We start from the raw sequence: 23,246 nt of genomic DNA, 5'->3' as shown, positions 1-23,246 counted from the left end.
TAGATTTGGGTTTTCAGGGTATAACAGAGGATTACAAGTTTGGGAAACTAAGTATTCCCATCAAAAAGAAACCAAAAAAGGAGCTTTTAGAGACAGAAAAAATGATCAATAAAACCAGAAGTAGTATAAGAGTTTTGGTAGAAAATTCAATAGCAGGCCTTAAAAGATACCGATTTTTATCTGATAGGTTAAGGTGTAGGAGTATGGCACTTTACAACAAAGTGGCTGGCATTTGTGCAGGGATTTGGAACTTTTGTCTAACTAACTGATAATCATACCAGAACAACTCTATTAATGATAAATGGGGCAATGGGAAAACTTCTTTTTTGAATATGCTTGAAAGAGAGTGTAAAGCTTTTCCAAACATAATTACTATTCGATTCAATCCTTGGCTTGCTGAAAATAAAAAATTATTAATTACAGATTTTTTTGATGTTCTACATGAAAGAACTGGAGTTTATGATGCAAAACTTGGAAAACAAATATTACTATATGCTAAGAAACTAAACCAGTTAATTAAGACTAATTATTTTGCATTGTTAGAAGCTACACTCCTTTATTATTCTTCGTCTAGTCTATATAAACACTATGATTTAATTAACCAAAGAATCAAAAAATTGGGAAAAAAAATTATAATATTTATAGATGATATTGATAGATTAGATAATGAAGAAGTAGTTGAAGTTTTAAGAATTATAAGGAATACTTCAAGTTTTAATAACACTTATTTCATAGTCGCAAATGACCGAAAGTATGTTGAAAATGCTTTCATTGAAAGTAAAATTTATAACCCTAAGGAATATATTGAAAAAATTTTCCAATTAGAATTTCCTCTACCACCTGTTAAGACAGAAATTCTAATAAATGAATTATACAACTTACTTCTTAAGTATTTTAAATATGAAGAAAAAGATATAAAAATATTTTTTTCCAATATTAAGGAAATAGAGATTTCCTGGAATTACTATTTCAAAAATATTAGAGATGTAAAACGATTTATAAATGCCTTCATTCAGTATTACCCTTACATTAAAACAGAGGTAAATTTTTCTGATTTTTTCCTGGTTACATTACTAAGGGTTTACTTTAATGAAACCTACAAAGAACTTGCTAAGGAGAGTAAAAAATATTTTTTTTCAATTAATACGAGTAATATAAACTCCATTTCATTTTCTAAAGAAGAAACAGAAAAAGGTAAACAAGCTCGTTTAAAGTCTTTTATTGAGGATAATAATAACTTTATAGAGGAGGAACCTAAAAATAATCTTAAAAACCTTTTAGAAACAATTTTTGATGATGAAATTGAAGGAACAATAGATGATGTTTTTAACCGATATGATGGACTCCATGAAAAAAAACACGATCCTTCAATTGTTAAATCAGTCCGTAACCCAAGTAATTTTAATCTGTACTTTAATGACAATATTCTTAATGAAACTATCACAAATTCTGAATTTAATAGTTTCTTATTGTTAGAAAAAAATACAATGCTTAATTGTATAGATTTTCTTTTCAACGAAGAAAATTTTAAAGTACAGCTCGAAGAAAAATTCTTATATTATTTTACAACGGTTAAGGATCCATTTTTTGATAATTGGTATTTAGGTTATGTTTATTTTTTAAAAAAATCCAACAAATTTTTTTACTCTGGAATTCTAGGACAGTTACTAACTTTTAAAGAAAAAGGAGAACGTAACCATCCAGAATTAGATCAATCAAGATTAAACCCTACTTTTAATTTCACAGGCTTAGATAAAGAAAAAAAGATTATTTTATTTGAACAGGTTTTTACTGGAAAATATACTTCGTATTCAAAAGGAGATGCAGAATTATTGTATAATATTAGAAAGATTTATTATTACCAAAATGATGAACCATTTTTTATAGAAGAAAAAGAACTTCTAGAAATGAATTTAAACTTATTTAAAAACTATATTGAAAAGTATCAAAATAATTTTGATCAAGATATTCTTATCTATTTTTATAATTGTGCAAATAGCTTTAATAAAAAAAGTAAGAAAATAACTATTTCTGAGAAAGCTAATGAATTACTTGTTAAGTTGGCAAATAGGTCTAAAAAAGAATTTTTAAATCAATTAATTTTTATTGATTCACCATTTCAAGGAGAAGAAACATTTAAATTAAGGCCACTGATTTTTGAAGCATTTGGAGGAGAAGATAAATTTGAAGAATATCTAAATAATCCACCTCATAAAGATCATGTAATAGTAAAATTTTATTATCTATTTAAATCTAATAACTACCAATCTCTATATTTATCTGATCAAAATCCAATAAAATCGAAAATTATGGAAATTATCGAAAAGAGATAGAGTACTAAAGCCTAATGTATCTTAAAAGAAACTTTCTTATCACTTCAATTGATCAACTAATTCAATTTTATTTATTAAATAATCTAGAGGGACATGACCTCTTATAAATTTTGCACCAATGTCGGGTAAGAATGCCTCCTTACGGAGACACACTCCCCTCTTCTTGATGGGAATACTTTATTCTCAGGTATGTCTGACGAATTATATCCACTCGTAAAGTTTTGGTAAATTGAGTGTCTAGAAATAACTATAACAAAGCGCAATTTTTTATATATAAAGTTATATTTTGCAATATAAAACACAAGTTATATGCGATTAAATCTAAAAAATAAATTTGTTAAAAAACTAAAAAAATATGGAATCACCTAAAGCAACTCTAATGAATTCAGACAATGAGGATGAAGTTGTAGTAAACCGAATTAACATGATTGGCAATGGGTTTGATATGGCCCACGGGCTTAAGTCAAGCTTTAAAGATTTTATTGGTAATTATCTTATTTCTATAATAGAAATTTTTATTGATAAAAAAGTATATTCTGATATACTTATTCAAATTAATGAAAAACTTGACAAACAAGAAACTCCGATGGCTTATTCCTATGAGGAGCTTTTAGGAGTTGATAAATCTGACCCTGAGGATTGTTTCCTGAAATTTAACCGCCTTATTAAGAAATACGCTAGTATAAATTGGGCTTCTCTATTTTTTAAAAATACTTACGACAATATAGAAAATTTTGGATGGGTGGATATAGAAGTGGTGTATTTTGATTTATTGAAAAAATCATTTCAAAACAGTGATGTTAAAGATGCAAGAAAAGATATAAATAGTTTGAATTCAGAATTGGAATTCCTAAAAGATAAATTAATTGACTATTTGAGGAAAGAGCAAAATAAACTTAAGAAAAAGCCTTATAAACCTTTGTTAGAACAGCTTAAGAGCAATATACGAGGTATTGATTGTATTGATAAAATTATTGAAAAAGATAAATCTCAAGTACCTAATCATACATTTTTTCTGAATTTCAACTATACAAAAATTGCACAAATATATAGGGATCAGTATAAATTTTCTGAGGAAATTTATTATACTTATTCATCCCATGATCCTCATTACAAAGAATCATCTACAATGAATTATATTCATGGATGTATAAAGGAAGGTCAACCACCTATTTTTGGATTTGGTGATGAAATGGATAAAGATTATAAAACTTTCGAAAATTATAAAATAGATGAGGCTTTCGATCATATAAAATCATTTAAATATTTGGAGTCTGATAGCTACAGAAGGCTTTTAGAATTTATGGATGGCCATCCTTTTCAGGTTCAAATTTTTGGTCATTCTTGCGGAATTTCTGATAGAACCATGCTTAACACAATCTTTGAACATGAAAATTGTATTTCAATAAAATCTTATTATTATGAAACCGAATTAGAAAATGATTTTACTAGAAAGAATTTTTCCATTGCAAGGCATTTTGAAGATAAAAAAATGTTAAGAAAAAAGGTGGTAAATTTTGAATTGTGTGACCCAATGAAACAACCAGACAAAAAATACAAAGATGAAATTATTATCAAAGAATAAGTGAGTTATGGAAAAAAGAATCAGATTTAGCTCAACAACAATACAAAAATAAAGAAATTGATTATAATAGGTTTGTTGAAATTTTAGGTGAACTACGCTTAAAATACGATGCTGATTTTAATTCAGCTTATGATAATGAAAGGCTAGGTAAGTCTGATGAATATGATAAAATAGCAAAGGATTATTTTGCTAGTTTTCATCGGGTGAATAAGAAAGTATAACCCTTTTAAGGGTATGGTTCTGGGATTGATATTTGTCGGGTAAGAATGTCTCCGTAAAGGAGGCATTCTTACCCAACCTTAGGAATGTAAATGGTTGGGGCCTCATCCAGTAATACGTTTAATGCCTGTGGCACTAGAACAACAAGATTATTCCACCCAAATTTCAATTACTACTGGACAATGGTCGGAAATTTTATCCCAATCAGCCTTATCTGCCTGCCTATAATTTACTTGTCTAAAAGATGATAAATCCACCCACTCAAATGATTTTTTATCAAATACAATATGATCGATGTATTCTGTATATCTATTATCTCGACAACTTAATGGCATATTTAAGGTCACAGTAGTTAAGTCTGCATTTGCTGGTTCTGCATCATCTATCTCAGACCATACTCTATCAGAGTCCAGATTGAATCTTCGATTAAAATCTCCGAGTAAAATAAAAGGTTCATCTTTAGTTGCTGCTGTATCAATCCAACTTTCCAAAACAGGTATTTGATCCATTAAGGTTTCACAACTACTACCACTCATACTGTTATCAAAACAACCACTTTTCATATGTAAAGAAACCAATTTGATGGTCTTATCCTTGAAAGTGACATCTATTCTTGCTCCATAGCGGAGTCGTCCTCCTCCTGAGACATCTAAGGCAGTAAAGTCAGGTTGTATTTCTACAGATAATCCCTTTTTCCAGATAAACCCTGTATTTTGCTTGCCATTTAAACTACCTTGAAGCCGAGAAGATACATGGACATTATAAACATCTGAATCAATAATTCTATTTAGGGCTTCAGTACCATCTACTTCTTGTACAGCTAAAATATCTGGATTAAACATACGAATATAACATTTTAGCCTTTCATAATCTTCGGCTTTTCGTATTACTGAGGGTCTACTGCCCGTATAAGTACTTTGTCCATCTTCTGAATGAAGGTTTTCTAAGTTCCAAGTGGCTAACCTTAAGCGGTTTTCATGAATGATTTCAGGACTTCCCTTTGGAGGACACCAGGAAATAGAAACAGAATCAATATCCACATTTCCATCTTCTGAAGAAATTACACTTTCAATATACGTTTTAGTAATCCAACCTAAAGCCATTTCACCACCAACAGTATTTCCTTCCAAATTATACCAACCAATTGAAGAATCAAAGCTTTTGATTTTACCTGTACTTCCACTCTTAAAGCGTAAATGGACTGAGGAATTTCCAGCTGCAGGGTGAGCCGGAATATTTTGAGATCTGGTAACCAATTGTACACTATCTCCAATTTGATAGTCTTGACCAATTAGGCAAAATGGAACAGAAAAAAAGTAAAAAATTAGGATGGATTTCTTTTGAAGAATATTGAATAATTGCATTTTAAAGAATTAAAAAATTATTTACTTGGATCGAAATTCAGTAAGCAAGTTCTCTCATTTCATTATCTTTTCAAATACCTAAAATTGTGTATTTATAGAATAAAGTAATTATCTTAGGAAATATCTAGCTCTTCAAATAATTAAACAGCAATTTTTTGTTCTGATTTATTTAACATTATTTAGAATTATCATTTCCCCCATTCTATATCTTCAATTCTCCAAGTATATTTTTTTACTTCTTCTGCGACTTCTTTTAATTCCTTATCATCGTTAGCTATCATAAAAAGTTCATCACTTATTTTGTAAAGTATCTTGTAGGCATAAAATGCTCTTTTCCTCAATTCTTTAAATCTATCTGAGTTAGGTTCCGAATTTTTTTCTTCTAGTTTTTCATTTTCCCAATTATATTCATTTTGTTTTAATTCAAATTCTGTTTCTGCCTCATTAATTGCCTTAAAGCCAACTTTTAAAGCTACTTTTTTAGAGTTTAAATAGTTTTTTTCACCAATTAGATTTCTTGAAATTGTTATTATTTGACTTTGTCTATCATTACAAAACAAATATGGAAGAATTGATTCCTGCAATGCTATTGTCAAGTAACCCTTTTTCCTGCTTTTTGGAACAATATACCAATGTAAGTCTTGATACATGTCAAGCACAGCTCCTACATATTTATTTGATTCATCTTTTATGAAAAAAAAACAATAGGAATTAAAATTTCCAATAATGTCATCCGTCATTTTTGGTTGTTCATGCCATACTTTAGCAACATCAACTGTTTTACTTATTTGTCGAGTAAAAATTGATTCACATGCTTTTCCATTATTTAGTCGATCAATATATTTTCGTATTGTTCTATCTGTCATATAGTTTTAGGATAAGTTTATTTCCATTTTAATCATTTTAAGGTAAGCCTCAATTTCAGTTACCTATTTGAGTCATTTTCTTTGAATAATCCATATTTTAATATTTCTTATGAAATGCTCTTAGACATTATGATTTATCAATTTAAGTTTCGTAGTTGGTTTTATTATTTGCAGGTTAACTCGCTTATATTTTAATTAAAAAATATTGATAAGTATTAGGACAACTTAATTCACCCCAATTCAAAAAATTAAGTTGATGACAATCTTTAACTGAATCCCCCCTATAAAACTTTGCAGTTACTTTCTGGTAATTATGATAAGGCTTTTTACCCGGTATTTCTCCACCTTCCTCAACATTTTCTATTGCAATTATTTTAGCAATAGTATTTTCCCAAGACTTTCTTCTAACATAGAATTTAAACCTTTTCCCATTTTCATAATACATTTCATAAATGTTCATGGATACGCTATCTATAAATAGGATTCTTAAAAATTAAACCTTCTAACCCCTCAATTTCATCACATTTCCCGATTTTCAGGTAATGTGCTTTTAACTTAAATGTGGAATATTCTAAATCATCTGGCAATTCTTGAAAATCCATTTTTGCATTCCACTCTGTTTTTTTTGAACTTTCAGGTTCAAATTGTAAAGGAAAAATTTTCGCTACACATAATCCGCAACTTGCACCAAACCTCCTTAAAACTTCATTGATTACTAATCTTCCTATTCCTTTTTTTCTGTGTGATTTAATTATTTCTAATCTTTCAAAGATCAGGAAATCTTCATTAAAAAAATCACCATAAAAATCTACAATTTTATCAACCAGTTCCAATTTATCAATGTCATAGATTTTGTCCATTATGGAAAGATAGGCTTCACTGTAATCAAAAACCTCTTCAAGGTTAAAATCATCGATTATTGCATAGTTTGTATGGATAATCGAAAACTGAATTTTACCAATTAGGTTTGGTAAATCTAACATATCAAAGACATCCTCTCTCTGGTAGATATTACCTCTCACAATAGTCAGGTATTTATCAGGGGTCGCTTCAAATTCATCATCGTGCAATTGGCTTTCAACGATGTATTTTATTTGAATATCCTTCGGCTCTCGATGTTCCATTTCATTTTTCCATTTTAAAAAATATCCATTTCCATTTCTACTAATTTGTTATGAACTTCCCGTAATTCGGCAGTATCCCTAGCTGACATACAGCTGGATTTAATTTCATTATCTACCTTGAAAGCAGGAAAAAAAATCCAGTGGAGGACATATTCTTTCAGTATTTCAAAATTTTTCCCTTCCACTCTATTTCCTTCCAGAAAATCTATAATAATTTTTCGCAATTTTCCACTTTGTTCCTGGAGATGAAAAACAGGTTGGTTATTTGGATAAAACCCTGGCATGTATTTGTAAATTGGAGTCATTTGGATAGTAGTTTTTCTGTTTTCATTGATATTGTTTTGATTTCTGATCTCATTCAACTGTTTTATTACACAAAATAACGATTATTCATTGATTTTAAAAATTTAGTTGCACTGTGACAAAAAACTGTAACCAAATTCTCAGGCACACCATCAGTTTTTTGTACTTATCCAACATACATCATTTTTTACCTATCATATTTCTACATATATTATATAGGTGCATATTTTAACCCCCCCCTATATATTTTGACTATCCTCATTATTTATCCTCATTTTTCTTAAATCATCATAAAATACTGATTTTAAGAAAGTTAAAAATCATATTTCTTCAATTGTGCCTTATAACAATGAGGACACTTGAAGATACTTGAGGATAATGCCTTAAAAATGAGGATAAACGATTTTTTGCTAAATCCTCATTTTTGCACCTTTATCCTCATTTTCTCACATTTATCCTCAGACTATCCTCAGACTATCCTCATTCTATAATAAGTATAAGTGATTGCAAATAAGGTGGTTATATATTTCCATAATATGAAAATATATAAATGAGGATAAATATTTAGATATATATCCCTTTTTTTAAAAAGCTATATTTTAGAGGGGTTTGATGAAATGCTGTGATTTATACTGAACCTCCTAAAAAACTGGATTCGTTGTTTGGGTTTGTACTTTTTAAAGAAAAAAAAGGGAAGTCCATTGCTGAACTTCCCTAATTTGTTGTTTATGTTTTTTACCTATTTTAAATCGAAGTTTGTTTTTCCTCCAGATAAATTTTATTTCCTGAAATACGATAAGTAAAATTTCCTTCCATGGCATTAGCTTCCTGGCAATATTTGGTTACACAGTCTCTGAAGCGATCTTCTGGTATTGGAGGTTTTTTATCCATGTTGTATATTACCCATAGCTGTTTAATTTCATATCCTCTATTAGGGATTAGGCAATTCATAAGAAAATTATAAATCATATCTTCAGCTTTGCCATTCAAATGAGGAGGCACTTTCACCAGTTGTTGAGTTTCTGGATCATCATGTTCATGTAAATCTTCCAGGTATTCTCCCCATCTCATTTCAATTTCCAAATCCCTTAAAATTTCATAGTTCAAAACAATGGCTGAAGTTCTCCTGGAGTTAACTCCTTGAAATTCTACATTTTTCTTTCTAAAACCCAGCTTATAAGCCTCTTGAGTATTTTCATCGTTTTTGCAGGCCCGATGTGATAAAAGCATTTCCTTTAAATCGGATTCATTAAATGGTGATTTTTGTTGGCGAATGCAGGCTTGTCTATAAAGGGGCATGATGGCTCTTATTCTTAGAAACAATTTGGTCACACCATCTTTTTCCTTTTGAATTTTGTAATGGATTCCGGGTTCAATATCCTGAGCTTCCATTATTACCTCAAAAAACTGGGAAACCTCATCGGATACTGCTTTGGTGGAAATTTTTTGAAGGGTATTTTTAAAAACATTTTTATAAGCTTCCTCAAATTTATAAGGAAATTCCAGCCCTGCATCCATTAATATTTTCATAGGAGCTAATACTGAAATGGCATTCTTGATTACTCTACTTTCTTTGATATTTGGAATTGTTCCTTTTTTAATTTCTTCATCCAGATCCTCAGAAAGCTGCTGTGCTAACGTTCTATAGGTAGGCCGGTATTGTTCTTCAATAAGGGTTCTATAAGCAATTAAATCTGCGGTGACCTGAGTAATTAACCCTTTGTTTTGCAGATCAATTAATTCTTCAAGTCTGAATTCATCACCTTTGGTTGTGCCATTAAATTTCAGTGTTATTACCCGATCATGAAGCCCTGGGTCAAAACTCGGACTATCCTGACCAGAAATGATTGTACCGTTTTGGTTTTTCTCACTCCCATGCTGGTAATTTCCTCCTCTCCTGGTCTTTCTGTTTGTGCCATCTGCACAACCTTTCAGCATTTCCAATTTTATCCTGTCATTTTTCAATTCTCTGGAAAATTCATTAAACCAAACCATCCCATTACGGAATTTATCGACAAACTCCATCATTCCTGATAAGGAACAACTGATAACGTTCATGCCATCCTCATCTCCATGATTGGACCCAAATGCTCTGAGTAAACTTCTAGCTGCCGTTGACTTTCCATTATTTGGTGTTCCCCATAAATTGAGAATAGGAACATAATTGCCATTCTGAGTAAAAATTGTATGATGATTTATAGACATTAAATAATAACCCAGCATGACGTAGGTATTTTCGCCATATACTTCTAATAATAACCGGGACCACCTTTTAAAATCTACTTTTTTATTTGGCTGGAAGTAGAACTTTGCTTCATCTTTATATTTTTCTTCCTCCGAAGGTTCCTTAGTTTTATCTGCAGGCGGAAGATAAAAATAACGAAGCGTATTCACCTTTTTTTCCTGAATGAACTGTTCTATTTTTTCTTTCCCAATTTGCTTAAAAGCATTTTCAGAATTCTCAATAAAAACTCCTTTTCCATCCAGTTCTATTATGGTTTCCGGTCTGATTTTTTCAAATTCTCCTATGGTATCAATAGGGTCTAATAACCGGACAACCCCATATTGGTCTGGCTGGGAGAATTGGCTATTTCTTAAAATTCCATTGGCCCATACATCAAATTTAAGGTTGGGGTTATATCCCATTTTTGAAGGCTCTATTGCTTTATTTACACTCCTTCTCAATTTAAAATTGATACTATCTAAATGACCCATGTTGCCTTTAAAAACAAAGCTACCATGCAACTTGCCAATAGCCTTTTTAAAGTCTCCTAAAACTGTTGTTTTGTCTGTGTTGAGTGCCTTGATATGTATGTTGCCAAATATATTTTTGAACTTGACTACATAAAGTGGATCATTATCTGTTTCTACAAAATAGAGATATTGCATTGTAAAACTGCTTACCAGTCTCTTTTTTCCTCTTTCTTTTGTATAATAACAACTATTCTCTTCAAAAAAATCGAACTCAAAAAAATCATCTTTGCTTCCTTTGGGGATCTGAAATTCTTCCTTTTTCTTTTCCCGCTTCTCTAGCTTGTATTTCCCAAAATCTTTCCATTCCTCTACCAACTGTTCGTAATAAATTTCTCTGGTGGTTTCATCTTCCAGTAACTCCACTACTCGGCCCATCTCCTTTATTGCTTGTGATTTCTCTTTGGGAGAAACACTGGCTTTTTCCATCTTAGTTTTTAGTAAAAACTCACTGATATAATCCTGCTCTTCGTGTAACCAGCTTTGGGCCTGTTCTTTTGTCTTAATTTTTAGTTGCTCGTCAGGGTCTTTGTCTTTTTCAGGGAGTAAAACACTTACATGCAATCCATTTGTTAGGAGTAATTCCGCACTTCTATGAAGGGCCTGTATTCCTGCTATATCACTATCAGGAACTATACATACTGTGTCGGTATATCTTTTTATGAGTTTGATTTGATTTACTGTCAAAGCTGTGCCACATGGAGCCACTACATTTTCCACCCCGTTTTGGTGAAACCTGAGTACGTCTGTTGGTCCTTCTACCAGATAGACTTTAGCATTTTTGGTAATTGCATTTTGAGCTTTATGGATACCGTATAAATGATCACTTTTATACCAAATGCTTTCTGGAGAATTGATGTATTTTGGAGGGATATATTTACCAGCAGCTTTACGAGCCTCTTTTTCTTCTTCTGATAAATCCTTAATTATTCTTGCTGTAAAGGCCACTGCATTTCCTCTATAATCATGAATGGGAAATATAATTCTATTTTTGTAGGTATCGAAAAAGCCATTTTTCCCTTCTTTGGCCAGTCCTGCTTTTTGAATAATTTCTGAAGAATATTGTGCTTTTTGGGCGACACTAAAAAAGGAATTGGTCTCACAGGTGTAACCAACCTGAAATTTATTTAATATCTCAGGATTTAAACTCCTTGATTTTATCCAGGTTTCAGGGATATCATTGACAAAAAACTGGTCAGCGGCAAATTTTAGGAATACCTTTAAGGCCTCCTTTTCCTTTTGCTCTTTTTTCATGTTTTCTTCCTGTTCTGGTGACAGGTTTTCATACACAATTTCTATATGATGATCATTGGCTAATTTGATGATGGCTTCCTGGAAAGAAAGTTTCTCTGTTTCCATGACGAAGGTAATTCCATCTCCAGCTTTTCCACTTGAAAAACAATGGAAAATATTTTTTTCGGGATGGACTGAAAAAGAGGGTGTCTTTTCATCGTTAAACGGACTTAGGCCCATATTTTTTTTGAGCTGGACTTTTCCGGATACAATATCTCCAATAGGCAGTTCCCTTACCTTTTGGATTGTTACTTCACTGATATACATTCTACTCTGGTTTTGTTAAAGGGACTGGTTTTTTGGGTGTTTCATTGAGTGTAAAGGCTTCAAGGTATGCTTGGCTACCTTTTCCCTTGATAGCTGGTTTTCTTCTAAATTGGATATAGTATAATGTTTGGATATTCTTTGATAAGATTAGATCAAAGGGTGAGTTGGTGATGGTTAGGTTGTTTTTCATTTTATGTTTTTTTATGTGGTTAATACAAAAGATATTGAAATTAAATTTTGTTTTTTGTAAATTGTATTGACCAAGCAATGAAAATAACCTTTCGTTGTTCTGAATTGTTAAACAGCCGTATATAAAATATTATACGGTTGTTTGCTTTGTTTTAAAGTGTTCTATGTTTGTTGAATGTTTGTGGTTATTGGAATGAACAATCCATTTTTTCTTTTTCAACTTATTGATCTTATTCATTTTTAATCGCATTCTGGTTGAACATTCAGAACCACAATATTTTCTTTTGTTTCTTCCAGGGACCTCTTTTCTCAAGTCAACAACGAATGTGTTCTCGCATTGATCTGCTGAACAAATCCTTTCCTCTAAATACCCTTTATTACTGTTTAAAACTGTTGTACTCATGGATATATCAGTTTTACCTTTTATTGCTGTATTGTTTAAAGATTGTCCATTTTTAGGGAGGGTGTCCTTAATTATTGATGTATCCAAATTTTCAATTTCCGGAAAATTTAAATTCTTCATACTTGGGGGGGGGGTTGGATTAGGGGAGGGGTTAGAAGAAAAAGCTACTTTCCCTGCAAAGGTGTGCTTCCAAATACCACAGAAAAGAAAAATAATTAAGCAGGCAATTGTACCTCCTCTTCCTGTTTTTACAAAGTGCTTTCTTTTAGTTTCGGTAATTACCTTGTCTTCTGAATAATCTTGGTTTAATCTATTGATTTGCTCTTGTAGCAGAGAAATAGTTTTTTTATCGGTTTCAGGTTCATAGCCGTATTTCTCGTAACTGGATAACAATTGACCAGCTGAACTAGGGACATAGGTATGTTCACAAAGTTCATTTACTTTGTGTTTAGCATTATGCGCTGAACACCAACGATAGGAGAGAAGGATTTGGCTAATCGTGGCACTTAATGAATCTTCTTTTTGCTGGGCAAATACCGGTTTTTCATAAACTGTTTCAGCTAATGGTGTCACTCCATTCCAGTCTGTATAAATATTGAAAATAATAAGGAATAGGAGAGGGATAATAAATTCATCTATTTTTCTCTCACTAAGCCATAGGGAGGCAAGATGGTTGGTAAGTAGAAAAATTGTAATACTTATACAGCAAGTTGCAATGGTAGCAAACAAAAAACCGTAATCATTTTCCAATATTTCAAAGCTTGACCACCACTTATAGGAAAGTATTGAAGAAATTACCAAGGCCAAAATTTCGGGAAAAGTCAATAAATAATAAAATTTTATATATCGACTGAAAAAACTCTTATCTCTGTATTTTTTTTGAAAAATACCCGACATTTCTTTTTCATTAAAGTTTAAAATGTTAAATTTCATCTTCAAGAATCTAATTTTAAAAAGGGTTATGGCAAATGTTATATCCCTTTTTGTTTATAATAATTTTGCCTTTTATTTCTGTTTATCTTTTTTCAAGGCTTCTAACCTTCTTTTTTTTCTCTGGTACTTCTTTGCCCTCTCTGAGTTTATCCTCATTTGTTCTCGTAATAGCTTTTTTGCTTCCAGCAAATCACCATCTTCTATATTTTCATAAATCTTTTTCAGCATTTTTCACCGTTTTATGTGAATTAAAGGTGTAGTATCAAAAATTTTATATATTTGTATACAATATTTGTTACATAAAAATTTAACTCAACACAATGATATAATATAAATATTTATTACGCAAATATTTAATACACTACATAAAAATTTATTAATAGAACTAATATGGATTATAAAGAAAGATGGGCCTTTCTATTAAGAGCTAAGAATCTTAGTATGAGGCAGTTTTGTAATGATGTAAATACTACCACCAGTAATTATTATTATTGGGTGAAGAACAACTCCTTTCCTGATACTAAGGCTACAAGAGCAATAAAAGAGTTGTTTCCTGATCTTAATCTTAATTGGTTATTCTTTGAACAAGGGGAGCCATTTTTAGATGAAAGTATTCTGCCTCCTCCGCCAGATAAGGATGAGTTCAAAGAGGTAGAAAATAAAAAACAGGTACACAAAACCAGTACACCAAATCGTGTACCTGAAAAAGTATTTGATCATGAGCTAATTGCACGTTTAGAGCGTATTGAAACCTTTCTGGAGGAACAGGTGGGTGATTTTGCGGTTGTGGGAAAGAATAGGGTGTATCTTAGGTCAGAAATGTATTTAAACTATGCGGCATAGAAAATTAGATACATTTTTAGATACACCAGAACCATAGGTATTTAAAATATGGTTTAAATGACCTCCCAGGCACTGTTTTTATTAAGTTCGAATCCAGTAGGTCCCACATTTATTCAAAAGGTTTACATTATGTAAGCCTTTTTTTTTGCCCTAAAATGAGTTGGAATCGTGAAGGTTGGCCCTGCCTAAAAAGGGTACATGAATGGGTACACGATTGTCGGTAGAGTTTTAAATGAGGGTATACGGTAATTTAAGAAAGTTTTTTTGCTAAGGTTCGAAACCTGTTTAAAACCATTAGATACAAAAAAAGGCTTACTTTTCGGTAAGCCTTTTCTTTTAGATTAGAGTATTTACTTTTCCTTAGTCGCTTCTAATTCATTTTTCAGGATTTCGTTTTCCCTTTCAACTTCTGCCTGCCTTCTGTACATCTCTTCCTGAGTCGCCTGCATTTCTTCCTGGTTTTGCCTCAGTTCTTCTTCCTGTGCTCTTAATTGCTCCGTCATTTTTTGGCTATTCTCCAATAATTGCTTGGTTCGCTCATTGGAGGTTACTGTGGAGATGTTGGCTGCCAGCATGGTGCAAACTTTCTCTACAAAGGCAATTTCATGCGCTTTCAACAGGTTGAATGAAGCGATTTCGATTACTCCTAAAATTTCCTCATTTATCATTAAAGGTATTACCAGAATATTTCGTGGAGAAGCATCTCCCAATCCTGAGCGGATATTTAAATAATTGTCGGGAATTTCTTTCAGATAGATTTCTTTTTTCTCCAAAAAGCATTGTCCTGCAAGGCCTTCTCCTAACCGAATTCTTTTATGTAAATATTTTTTTCTGTCATAAGCGTAGCAGGCAATCATTTCCAGCGCTTTTTGTTGCTCTGCTGATTCTGTCAATATAAAAACAGCTCCCTGGTTTAAGTTTAAGTAATTGACCAGGTTTTTAAGGAATTCATCACTCAGTTCTTCCAGGCTTTTATTGAATTTTCTGAGTAGCTCTCCGAATTTAGCCGATCCTTCTGTTTGCCAGTGCCTTATTTCTTCTTCCTTAGCTGCTTTCTGAAGATTATCCCTCATATTCAATAATTCATTGCCCAGTACGTCTTCCTTGCTTAGTGGTTGAAATTCGAATCCGTAATTCTGATTGCCAATTTCTCTTGCGACTTTGGAATAAGATGAAACGCCATCAATCAGGGCATCCAGGGAATTGGTCATTTCTCCAATTTCATCTTTTCTCTTGCTGTGTAGTTTGTTTACTGCCTTTCCCGCGGCTAAAGCCCTTAAAGTATCTTTTACCTTGGCAATGGCTATGGTTAGCTTACTGGTAAAGTAATTTGCTAATAACAGGCCTGCAATTAATATAATGATTGCACCGATGCCGATGAGCAAAACCATATTATTGATTTGTGAAGTGATCAGTTCTGCTTTTTTTGCTACCTTTTCTTCTATTTCATCTGTACCTATGCTGGTGGAGATGACCCAGCCATAGGGTTCAAATCTTTTGGAATAAGAAAGTTTCTTTTCTGTCACTCCGGTATCATTGCCTTCTTCATAATTTATAAACCCCTTTAGTTTTTCTGATTTACTGGCATTAATCTGAGAGACAAATAAGCTCTCCTCATTTTCAGTTTTAACGGAATCTAATTCGTTTCCTGTCAGTATCCTGCCTTTCCATTCCGGATATTTTCCGTGCATAATTACAGTAGGGTGGGGAAGGGAGTCGGTGGTGATCCAGAAGTAGCTATTCCCCTCATCAAACTTCAGGAGCTCCAAATCCCCTAGCAACCCATTGATTACATTTTCTTTAGCATCCTCTACAAATACTCCTGTGCCAAAAATCCAGTCCCATTTGGGAATAGCTCTTACATAGGAAAATTTCTTTGTGTGCTTGTCAGTGTTTTCTTCATCGGGTTTAGTCCATTTATAACTGAAAAAACCCTCACCATTTGCCTCAGTAATTTCCCTGGCTACCTCAAATAAATTTCTATTGTTGCTTCCGGCTACCTCAAATCTGGGGTCGTCAAGGCTTCTGCCTTCCAGGTTGGTCATAGTTGGGTGCATGACCATATTGGGAATGGGATCGGTATTGTCCGTAATCCAGAAGTACCCTTCGCCATTATCGTATCTTAATCCTTTTATCAGTTTTACTGTTTCCCGCTGTGCTTCAGGTTTCGATAAAATACCCTCTCGTGCCAGTCTGGCTTTGTCATTTATAATGGCTTCTACCAAATCCAGATTGCTTTTCAGGTGCTTGCCGTAATAGCGTTCCAGAAACTGATCATCATTTAAATGTTGGTAATTTGCATTAATGGATGAATAGGCGATATCAACAAGGCTTTTCAGGTGATTTTTGGCCTTTAAGGTTTGCTCATGCTTATATTCTTCAATATCATCTACTCCTTTTGCTTTAATGTTGTAAATAGCAATAGAGCTGATTACAACCACGGTGATAATCAATGAAGAACTTATAAATAGGGTTACCTGCTTTTTTAGGTTCATTTACTGGTCGTTTTCCTTGTTTCACTTTTAGGAATTAAAGCCTGTTTAAAATTTAAGTTTTCCGAAATACCGGGCTATTAGAAATTTTATTTTGAAAACAAAGTTCCTGAACCGGGCAGACACCTCTGTGAGTATTTGCAGCGAAACAGGTAAAATTCAAACACGCTCTTAGCTTTATATACAACTCCAACATCAGAGGCTTATTTTAAGCCAGTGAGGGATTTATTGTAACACCGTACCCGCTCATTTTCAGGGTTTTATTTTCGGGAAATAATTGGAATTGTTGTTTGTGTTGGCAGGTGCAGTAGGGTAAGACAGGGCTTCGTTTGGAATACAGAGAAAGGGGAATTTTTGAGATGAGGACAGGAATAGTATAAAAAAATTGTGACACAGCTTAAAAAGCTGTGCCACAACAAATTCCACAATCAGTAAGGCTACATAATTGACTAAAAAAATTAGTCATTATCTTTAAAACTGTAAGTAAATAGGTACTTAAGCTGGCATTTATATACATTAAAATAATAGGGCAATCTAAAATCTTTAAATGATCAAGCGCCTGAACAATTGAGCTATAGTTTATTGGAAAAGCTTAAAAAGGGATTATCTGGAAAGTGTATCTAAGCTTATATTATACCCATGCCGGCTTTTTGTGTATAGCAAGCCGTTTCTGTTTCCAGGATATGTTTAATAGCTGTTTTAGATGTAGAAAATCCGGCAATATTGGTTGCTCTGGTGATATATTGGTATACATCAAGAAAGGCTGTTTCGTTAATTTCGTTTTCCTCTGATTTTTGGTAGTACTCCTGAAGCTTCATCAATACAAACATGATTTCGCTTTTGGTGAGTAGCAATTTATAGGCATCATTCAAATTCCAGAAAACATTTTCTACATGCTTAAATTCAATCCAGATTGGTGCTTTTCTCATTATTTTGTCCAGTTTAAAAAGTTTTAGTAAAGTATTTTATTTAGTTAATTGTTTATTGACTTGTTTAAAATTATATTCAAATATTGTTTAAAATATTAACATTGTCAAGTTTAATATTTAAAAATTTCTGACAATTTAAGTAAGTTATTGATTGTCAAAAGTTTAATTTTTTAACATTTTTAGAGTTTTGCTAATATTATAAACTTCAATAGTTTTTTAGATTATCCTTAATTTTGCCTGTCAGTTGGGAAGTTTGTTTAGGCGCTTGTGCGAATACTTTTGGGATGCATTAAACTCTGTTTTAAGCACGGTGGCTAAAAAACACCTGATATTTTTTTGAAACCACTTAGAGCGTGTTTAAAATTTAGGTTTTCAAGCGAAAACGTCCAGTTTTGGGTTCTCACGAAAAAAGAAAATTTTTGAATAGCAGCGCTATTTGGGAATTTTATTTTGAAGTGAGGTTTCATAAATGGGCGTATGCAGCGAAACAGTTAAAGTTTAAACATGCTCTTATATTGAGAAATTTAGGAAATGGAAATTGAAGAATTTAAGAAATCACTAAAAGAATCACAGCCACCCGGAGGATTGTCGGAGGTACTTATCGCCTTGTGGTATGATGCTAATGGAAATTGGGATAAAGCTCATGACTATGCGCAGGATGTGTATAACGCAGACGGCAGTTGGGTACATGCTTATTTGCACCGGAAAGAAGGAGATTTGGGAAATGCAGCTTATTGGTATTCGAAAGCTGGTAAGAAAATGCCGCAGTACTCTTTGGAAGAAGAATGGGAAGTGATGGCAGAGGATCTATTAAAAAGGAAATAGTATTGGAATAAAAAGAAATTCGTCATCTGGAAAGAATGAGAATGTTGCTTTCCAGATGACGGATTGGTCAACTATGGGTCAATAAGAATTACAATCTTGTTGGGTATAGTTTTAATTTATCAGGATTTCCCTACCAGTCTCGCCAATTATCAATAAATTCTGTATTTACATCTAGGCCTACAGTTTCACCCATTGTATAAAGTACACTACAAAGTCCTTCTCTTTCTTCTGTGTCAATTCTAGCATCAATACTATTATCTTCATCTATCCTGTTGAGATTATTTACTGATTTCTCAAATATTGTAAGAAGTGTGTTCTCAGAAGAACTTTCCGGCAGAGTAATTATTTCATCTCTTAATCTTTCAAGTTCTCTTAGTAGGTGTGGTTCAATTTCAGGGTAGCATACTCGCAAAAAGCTTTTAAAATTCAATTTACTTAATTCACTCTTTTTCATTTTGATAAAATTTGAATTATACCCAAATTCAACTCACCAGCATGGCTGCGCCAAATACTCCGGCACTATCGCCTAGTTTAGGTTTTAGGAAAAGGGTTTCCAGTGTATCATTGAAAACATGTTTTTGTGCTGCTTCTACGCCAAGAGTGTAGAGTACATCAATATTACCCACTCCTCCGCCAAGTACTATGGCATCAGGGTCAAGGGAATTGATGATGTAGGCAATGGCCTTTCCGAAGTAAGTAATTAGCCGTTCGATAGTCTGGGTGGAAAATGGGTCAGAATTGTCTAAATAAGCCTGGTAAATATCTTTTAACTTCTTCTCTGTACCAGAAATAGTTTTGTAATACTTTTGCAGGCCAGTACCAGATAATACGGTTTCTACACAGCCAGATAATCCACAGTAACACGGCCCGCCAGATTCATCCAGGAAGTTATGCCCCCATTCTCCGCCAATTCCATGTCGGCCATTAATTAACTTATTGTGAATCACCACACCTCCACCAACACCCGTCCCCAGAATTACTCCGAACACTGCTTCAGCATTGGGCAGAGCATCCGGAACGGCACCCATGGTAGCTTCAGCCAGGGCAAAACAATTGGCATCATTGGCTATTTTTATTGGAATTCCAAGCGCGTCTTCCAGGTCTTTTTTGAAAGGCATACCATTGAGTGCCGTGGTATTGCTGTTTTTCATGGTTTGTGTAGCAGGATCGAGTGCTCCTGGTGTACCAATACCTAAAGTGGAAAATGAAGTGCCTGATTTTTCCTCAATCATCTCCTTTAAAGTTTTGATCTGCATAATAATATGCTCATAACCTTTATGTGCCTCAGTGGGAATTCTCATTCTTTCCAATACTTCAGGTGCAATAGCACTTTTAAGCACTACCCCCTCTATTTTTGTTCCCCCAAGATCGATTCCAAATAGCTTTCCACTCATAATCAGATATTTTCAGTTTATATTAATGTTAATCGGACAGGTATAATTTTTTGGTTGATTTTCAGATACTTTGGTTTTTCGTAAAAACCGCTGATTATCAGTTGTTTATTTCTTTCAGGCGAATTTCGAAAAGCCTGGGCCACCATTTTCCAGTCACAAAAAGCCTGTCATTTTCTTTATCGTAGGCAATGCCGTTGAGTACATCTACATTATTACTTCTGATACTACCTTTTTCCAAAAGTCCCTTTAAATCCACAAAACCCAATACCTTTCCGGTTTTAGGATCAAACTTTACGATAATATCTGTCTGGTAAGAATTGGCATACACTTCCCCATTGATATATTCCAGTTCATTGAGATTGGAAAATGGCCCTTTATCTCCATAAACTTCTATTCTTTTTACTTCAGTAAGGCCAACAGGATCGAGGAAATAAATTTGATGGGACCCATCGCTCATGATCAGGTATTCTCCATCTGTAGTGAGCCCCCAGCCTTCAGTAGGATAGTTGAATTTCCTTTTAAAAGCAAAGGTTTCCTTATCATATACAAAGCCTTCCTGCGATTGCCAGGTCAGTTGAAAAATTTCATCTTTGAAAGTAGTGATTCCCTCTCCAAATAAATCGGGGCTAAGGTTATGTGCCTGAACAATTTTTCCTGTTTGCAGATCAACCTTTCTTAGAGAAGAAGCTTTTTTTCTACCAGTGCCTTCATAAAGAAATCCGTTTTCGTATAACAAACCCTGGGTGTAAGCTTCCCTATCGTGGGGATAATCCCTTACTACTTCATAAGTATATTTTTTGGGAGTGATGTCAGATAGTAATTCGAAGGTTATCCTTTTGGTATCTCTGGTGCCATCCTCCAGGTAAGAAATACTACTTACATTTCTTTTTCCGGGAAGTGCATCCTTGGTATTCCATTCATAACTAAATGGAAGGGTAGGAGAAGAAGAAAGTTTTTTCCCATCAACGGCAATCACCACAGAATCTATTCGGATAGTAGTGTCGAGCTGAGCCACCGAAACTTCAATATTTTCACCAATGACTAAAGCGCTTTTCTCCTGGTTGGAAGAAATACTGGTGATCGGGTTTTTTGCCCTTTTTTTCTCTGTTTTTTTAGCTTTCTTTTCTTCTTTTTTAGCGGTATCAGAACAACTGTTTGCTCCTCCCAATAGCGCAATGATCAGAAGAAAAAAATAAGTTGATTTTTTCAATACTATAAAAATTTTCATGGATAATCGGTCTTACAAAACTGGGTGAAAAATTGGTAGTATACAGCTTTTAATCTTCATAAAAGAAGGCTGGAATGCCTTTTACCCCGGGTTTTACAGCAAATACACCTCCCGATTGAGGATATTTATTGAGCACTTCTTCAGGGGTGCCAATACTTGCAGTAGTAATATAAAGTGTTTCCAGGTTTTCCCCTCCAAAAGCACAGGATGTTATATTTTTGGCTGGTACTTCAATTTTACCCAACAGTTCCCCAGTTTCCGGATTCCATCGGGTAACGGCATAGCCATCCCACATACCAATCCAAATCATGCCTTCAGCATCTATGGTCATGCCATCTGGGTGACCCATTCCTTCCGGAATTTCCACGGCCACTACAGGATTGGAAATGCTGCCAGTTTCATTGTCATAATCATAGCCCATTACTTTTCCTGTTGGGGTATCTATATAATACATTTTCTTTTGGTCAAGTGACCAGACGATGCCATTGGAAATCGTGACACTGTCTATCATGTGATGGATTGAGCCATCGGTGTCAAGTCGGTAAAGAGTAGCTGCTCCTTTGGTACCTTTCAATGCCATGCTTCCTACCCAGAACCTTCCTTTTGGGTCACATTTACCATCATTAAAGCGAATACCTTCTTCCAGTGGGTTAGTCACTAATTCAAACTTTTCATTAGACAAATCCAGTTTAAAGATACCATTTTCAAGTGCAGCCAGTACGCCTCCTGATTTTACCGGCACTACTGTGCCTATTCGCGCTTTGGTATCAATTTCCCTATCTTCCCCGGTAGAAGGATCGAAGATGTGCAATTTTTTGCCTTCAATATCAATCCAGTAAAATTTGTTTTCTGTGGGATGCCAGATAGCACCTTCACCCAGTTTAGCTTTAGCATCAATTAGTATTTCTGCAGAAAGGGTTTCCATTTCCTCTTGAGTTTCGGTTTCGGTAGAAGTTTGAGTTGAAGTCTCTTCAGTTGTTTTTGATGAATTACAGGCGAAAAGGCAACTGGCCAGACAGATGGATAAAATAAAGTGAAGTTTGGGGCTCATGTTTTTACAAGATAATTTCCTAAGCAAAAGTCTTTGATCAATAAAGGCTTCCTGTATTTATAAAAAACAATATTAACCTGAAAATCATAAAAAGAAAAGGCATTGAGATTCAAATAGTAAAGAAGCTACTTATTAAGTAGTAGGAAGAAAGATATATGGCTTTTATTGTAGCCTGGAATGACATTCCCGATGTAAAATGTTCCATGTGGAGTTGCAAAAATGAACAGGGGGTGAAATTCCTGAGGAGAAAACAACTGGCATATTTAAATATTATTCATATTTGTGTGAGAATAATACCAGAAATACTTATTGTGCGCGCTGAAAAGAAAATACTGAGGCAATCTCTTGCAGAAAAAAGATCCCGGCTAACTTCAGAGGAAGTAGCCAATTATTCAAAGGTAATTTGTGAGAAAATCTGGGATTTTGTTGTCCGGAATAAGATTGACATTATCCATACTTATTTGCCTATCAAAAATGAAGTAGATACTTATGCTTTAATTGAAAGAGCGCTTTTAAATGAAAAGATAATTATTGTTCCTAAAACTTTGGCAGACAGGGCAATTGAAAATTTACACTTAAAATCTGTTGAACATCTGGTAAGGGGAAAGTTTAATACTCTTCATCCGGGGGAAGAAATTAAATATGAGGGAAAGATAGATTTAATTATCATCCCGGGATTAGGATTTGATCAAAAAAATAACCGGCTCGGATTTGGAGCCGGTTATTACGATAAATTTTTACGATCTCAACCAAACGCAGTTAAGATGGGAATTGCTTATCCATTTCAGTTGTTGGACGAAATCCCTTCAGAGCCACATGATATTAAAATGGATCTGGTAATTTCCCCCTGAAAC

Annotated in this window: 21 protein-coding genes; 6 read left to right on the top strand and 15 right to left on the bottom strand. The window is 33.5% G+C overall.

From position 1 onward, the window contains the following. Positions 1-5 precede the first annotated feature (5 nt). From A3EM_RS48490 to A3EM_RS47000, 3 genes are all read left to right on the top strand, one after another. Positions 6-269, top strand: coding sequence for a transposase family protein (locus tag A3EM_RS48490; RefSeq protein ID WP_425402054.1), 264 nt, complete (start codon positions 6-8; stop codon positions 267-269). Positions 270-290: 21 nt separating this feature from the next. Continuing rightward, the gene (locus A3EM_RS0103880; RefSeq protein ID WP_281169799.1) at positions 291-2,333 is read left to right on the top strand and encodes a P-loop NTPase fold protein; all 2,043 of its coding nucleotides are present in this window, start codon (positions 291-293) and stop codon (positions 2,331-2,333) included. 355 nt (positions 2,334-2,688) lie between these two features. After that, on the top strand, positions 2,689-3,918 hold the full coding sequence (locus A3EM_RS47000) for an AbiH family protein (protein WP_020526856.1): 1,230 nt from the start codon (positions 2,689-2,691) through the stop codon (positions 3,916-3,918). A gap of 368 nt (positions 3,919-4,286) precedes the next feature. On the opposite strand, the gene A3EM_RS0103870 is transcribed toward A3EM_RS47000, so the two are convergent. From A3EM_RS0103870 to A3EM_RS47440, 9 genes are all read right to left on the bottom strand, one after another. Further along, entirely contained in the window at positions 4,287-5,501 is a 1,215-nt protein-coding gene (locus A3EM_RS0103870) for an endonuclease/exonuclease/phosphatase family protein (protein ID WP_026210086.1), read from the bottom strand. 188 nt (positions 5,502-5,689) lie between these two features. Further along, positions 5,690-6,367, bottom strand: a complete 678-nt coding sequence (locus A3EM_RS0103865; RefSeq protein ID WP_020526855.1) for a hypothetical protein — start codon at positions 6,365-6,367, stop codon at positions 5,690-5,692. A gap of 184 nt (positions 6,368-6,551) precedes the next feature. Continuing rightward, the gene (locus A3EM_RS0103860) at positions 6,552-6,827 is read right to left on the bottom strand and encodes a hypothetical protein (RefSeq protein WP_020526854.1); all 276 of its coding nucleotides are present in this window, start codon (positions 6,825-6,827) and stop codon (positions 6,552-6,554) included. Positions 6,828-6,834: 7 nt separating this feature from the next. After that, positions 6,835-7,491: a hypothetical protein gene (locus tag A3EM_RS0103855; RefSeq protein ID WP_020526853.1), complete on the bottom strand. Its 657-nt coding sequence runs from the start codon at positions 7,489-7,491 to the stop codon at positions 6,835-6,837. Between the two features lie 14 nt (positions 7,492-7,505). After that, positions 7,506-7,853 carry a hypothetical protein gene (locus A3EM_RS0103850; RefSeq protein WP_020526852.1) on the bottom strand — a complete coding sequence of 116 codons (348 nt, stop codon included), beginning with the start codon at positions 7,851-7,853 and terminating at the stop codon, positions 7,506-7,508. Positions 7,854-8,538: 685 nt separating this feature from the next. After that, entirely contained in the window at positions 8,539-12,105 is a 3,567-nt protein-coding gene (dnaG, locus tag A3EM_RS0103840) for a DNA primase (protein WP_020526850.1), read from the bottom strand. Between the two features lies 1 nt (position 12,106). Next, positions 12,107-12,295, bottom strand: a complete 189-nt coding sequence (locus A3EM_RS0103835; protein WP_020526849.1) for a hypothetical protein — start codon at positions 12,293-12,295, stop codon at positions 12,107-12,109. 129 nt (positions 12,296-12,424) lie between these two features. Beyond that, complete coding sequence (locus tag A3EM_RS0103830; RefSeq protein ID WP_245576482.1) at positions 12,425-13,447, bottom strand: CGNR zinc finger domain-containing protein; 1,023 nt, start codon at positions 13,445-13,447, stop codon at positions 12,425-12,427. A gap of 255 nt (positions 13,448-13,702) precedes the next feature. Beyond that, complete coding sequence (locus tag A3EM_RS47440) at positions 13,703-13,858, bottom strand: hypothetical protein (protein ID WP_020526847.1); 156 nt, start codon at positions 13,856-13,858, stop codon at positions 13,703-13,705. 162 nt (positions 13,859-14,020) lie between these two features. Here A3EM_RS47440 and A3EM_RS0103820 point away from each other — a divergent pair, with 162 nt between their 5' ends. After that, positions 14,021-14,473, top strand: coding sequence for a transcriptional regulator (locus A3EM_RS0103820; protein WP_020526846.1), 453 nt, complete (start codon positions 14,021-14,023; stop codon positions 14,471-14,473). Between the two features lie 350 nt (positions 14,474-14,823). On the opposite strand, the gene A3EM_RS45490 is transcribed toward A3EM_RS0103820, so the two are convergent. Continuing rightward, positions 14,824-16,968: a cache domain-containing protein gene (locus A3EM_RS45490; protein WP_020526845.1), complete on the bottom strand. Its 2,145-nt coding sequence runs from the start codon at positions 16,966-16,968 to the stop codon at positions 14,824-14,826. 623 nt (positions 16,969-17,591) lie between these two features. Next, positions 17,592-17,894 carry a hypothetical protein gene (locus tag A3EM_RS0103810; protein ID WP_020526844.1) on the bottom strand — a complete coding sequence of 101 codons (303 nt, stop codon included), beginning with the start codon at positions 17,892-17,894 and terminating at the stop codon, positions 17,592-17,594. 531 nt (positions 17,895-18,425) lie between these two features. Here A3EM_RS0103810 and A3EM_RS0103800 point away from each other — a divergent pair. Beyond that, entirely contained in the window at positions 18,426-18,719 is a 294-nt protein-coding gene (locus A3EM_RS0103800) for a hypothetical protein (RefSeq protein ID WP_020526842.1), read from the top strand. A 130-nt stretch (positions 18,720-18,849) separates the two neighbouring features. On the opposite strand, the gene A3EM_RS0103795 is transcribed toward A3EM_RS0103800, so the two are convergent. The 4 genes from A3EM_RS0103795 to A3EM_RS0103780 all read right to left on the bottom strand — a co-directional run bounded on the left by A3EM_RS0103795 (position 18,850) and on the right by A3EM_RS0103780 (position 22,392). Next, on the bottom strand, positions 18,850-19,173 hold the full coding sequence (locus A3EM_RS0103795) for a hypothetical protein (protein ID WP_020526841.1): 324 nt from the start codon (positions 19,171-19,173) through the stop codon (positions 18,850-18,852). A 28-nt stretch (positions 19,174-19,201) separates the two neighbouring features. Beyond that, positions 19,202-20,113: an ROK family protein gene (locus A3EM_RS0103790; protein ID WP_020526840.1), complete on the bottom strand. Its 912-nt coding sequence runs from the start codon at positions 20,111-20,113 to the stop codon at positions 19,202-19,204. Positions 20,114-20,210: 97 nt separating this feature from the next. Then, positions 20,211-21,341, bottom strand: a complete 1,131-nt coding sequence (locus A3EM_RS41435) for a glutaminyl-peptide cyclotransferase (RefSeq protein ID WP_020526839.1) — start codon at positions 21,339-21,341, stop codon at positions 20,211-20,213. A 49-nt stretch (positions 21,342-21,390) separates the two neighbouring features. Continuing rightward, the gene (locus tag A3EM_RS0103780) at positions 21,391-22,392 is read right to left on the bottom strand and encodes an SMP-30/gluconolactonase/LRE family protein (protein ID WP_020526838.1); all 1,002 of its coding nucleotides are present in this window, start codon (positions 22,390-22,392) and stop codon (positions 21,391-21,393) included. A 155-nt stretch (positions 22,393-22,547) separates the two neighbouring features. On the opposite strand from A3EM_RS0103780, the gene A3EM_RS0103775 reads away from it, so the two are divergent. Next, positions 22,548-23,243, top strand: coding sequence for a 5-formyltetrahydrofolate cyclo-ligase (locus A3EM_RS0103775; RefSeq protein ID WP_020526837.1), 696 nt, complete (start codon positions 22,548-22,550; stop codon positions 23,241-23,243). Positions 23,244-23,246: the final 3 nt, after the last annotated feature.

This window comes from Flexithrix dorotheae DSM 6795 (assembly GCF_000379765.1).
Lineage (GTDB): Bacteria > Bacteroidota > Bacteroidia > Cytophagales > Flammeovirgaceae > Flexithrix > Flexithrix dorotheae.
This window is presented reverse-complemented; position numbering and strand designations above follow the sequence as displayed.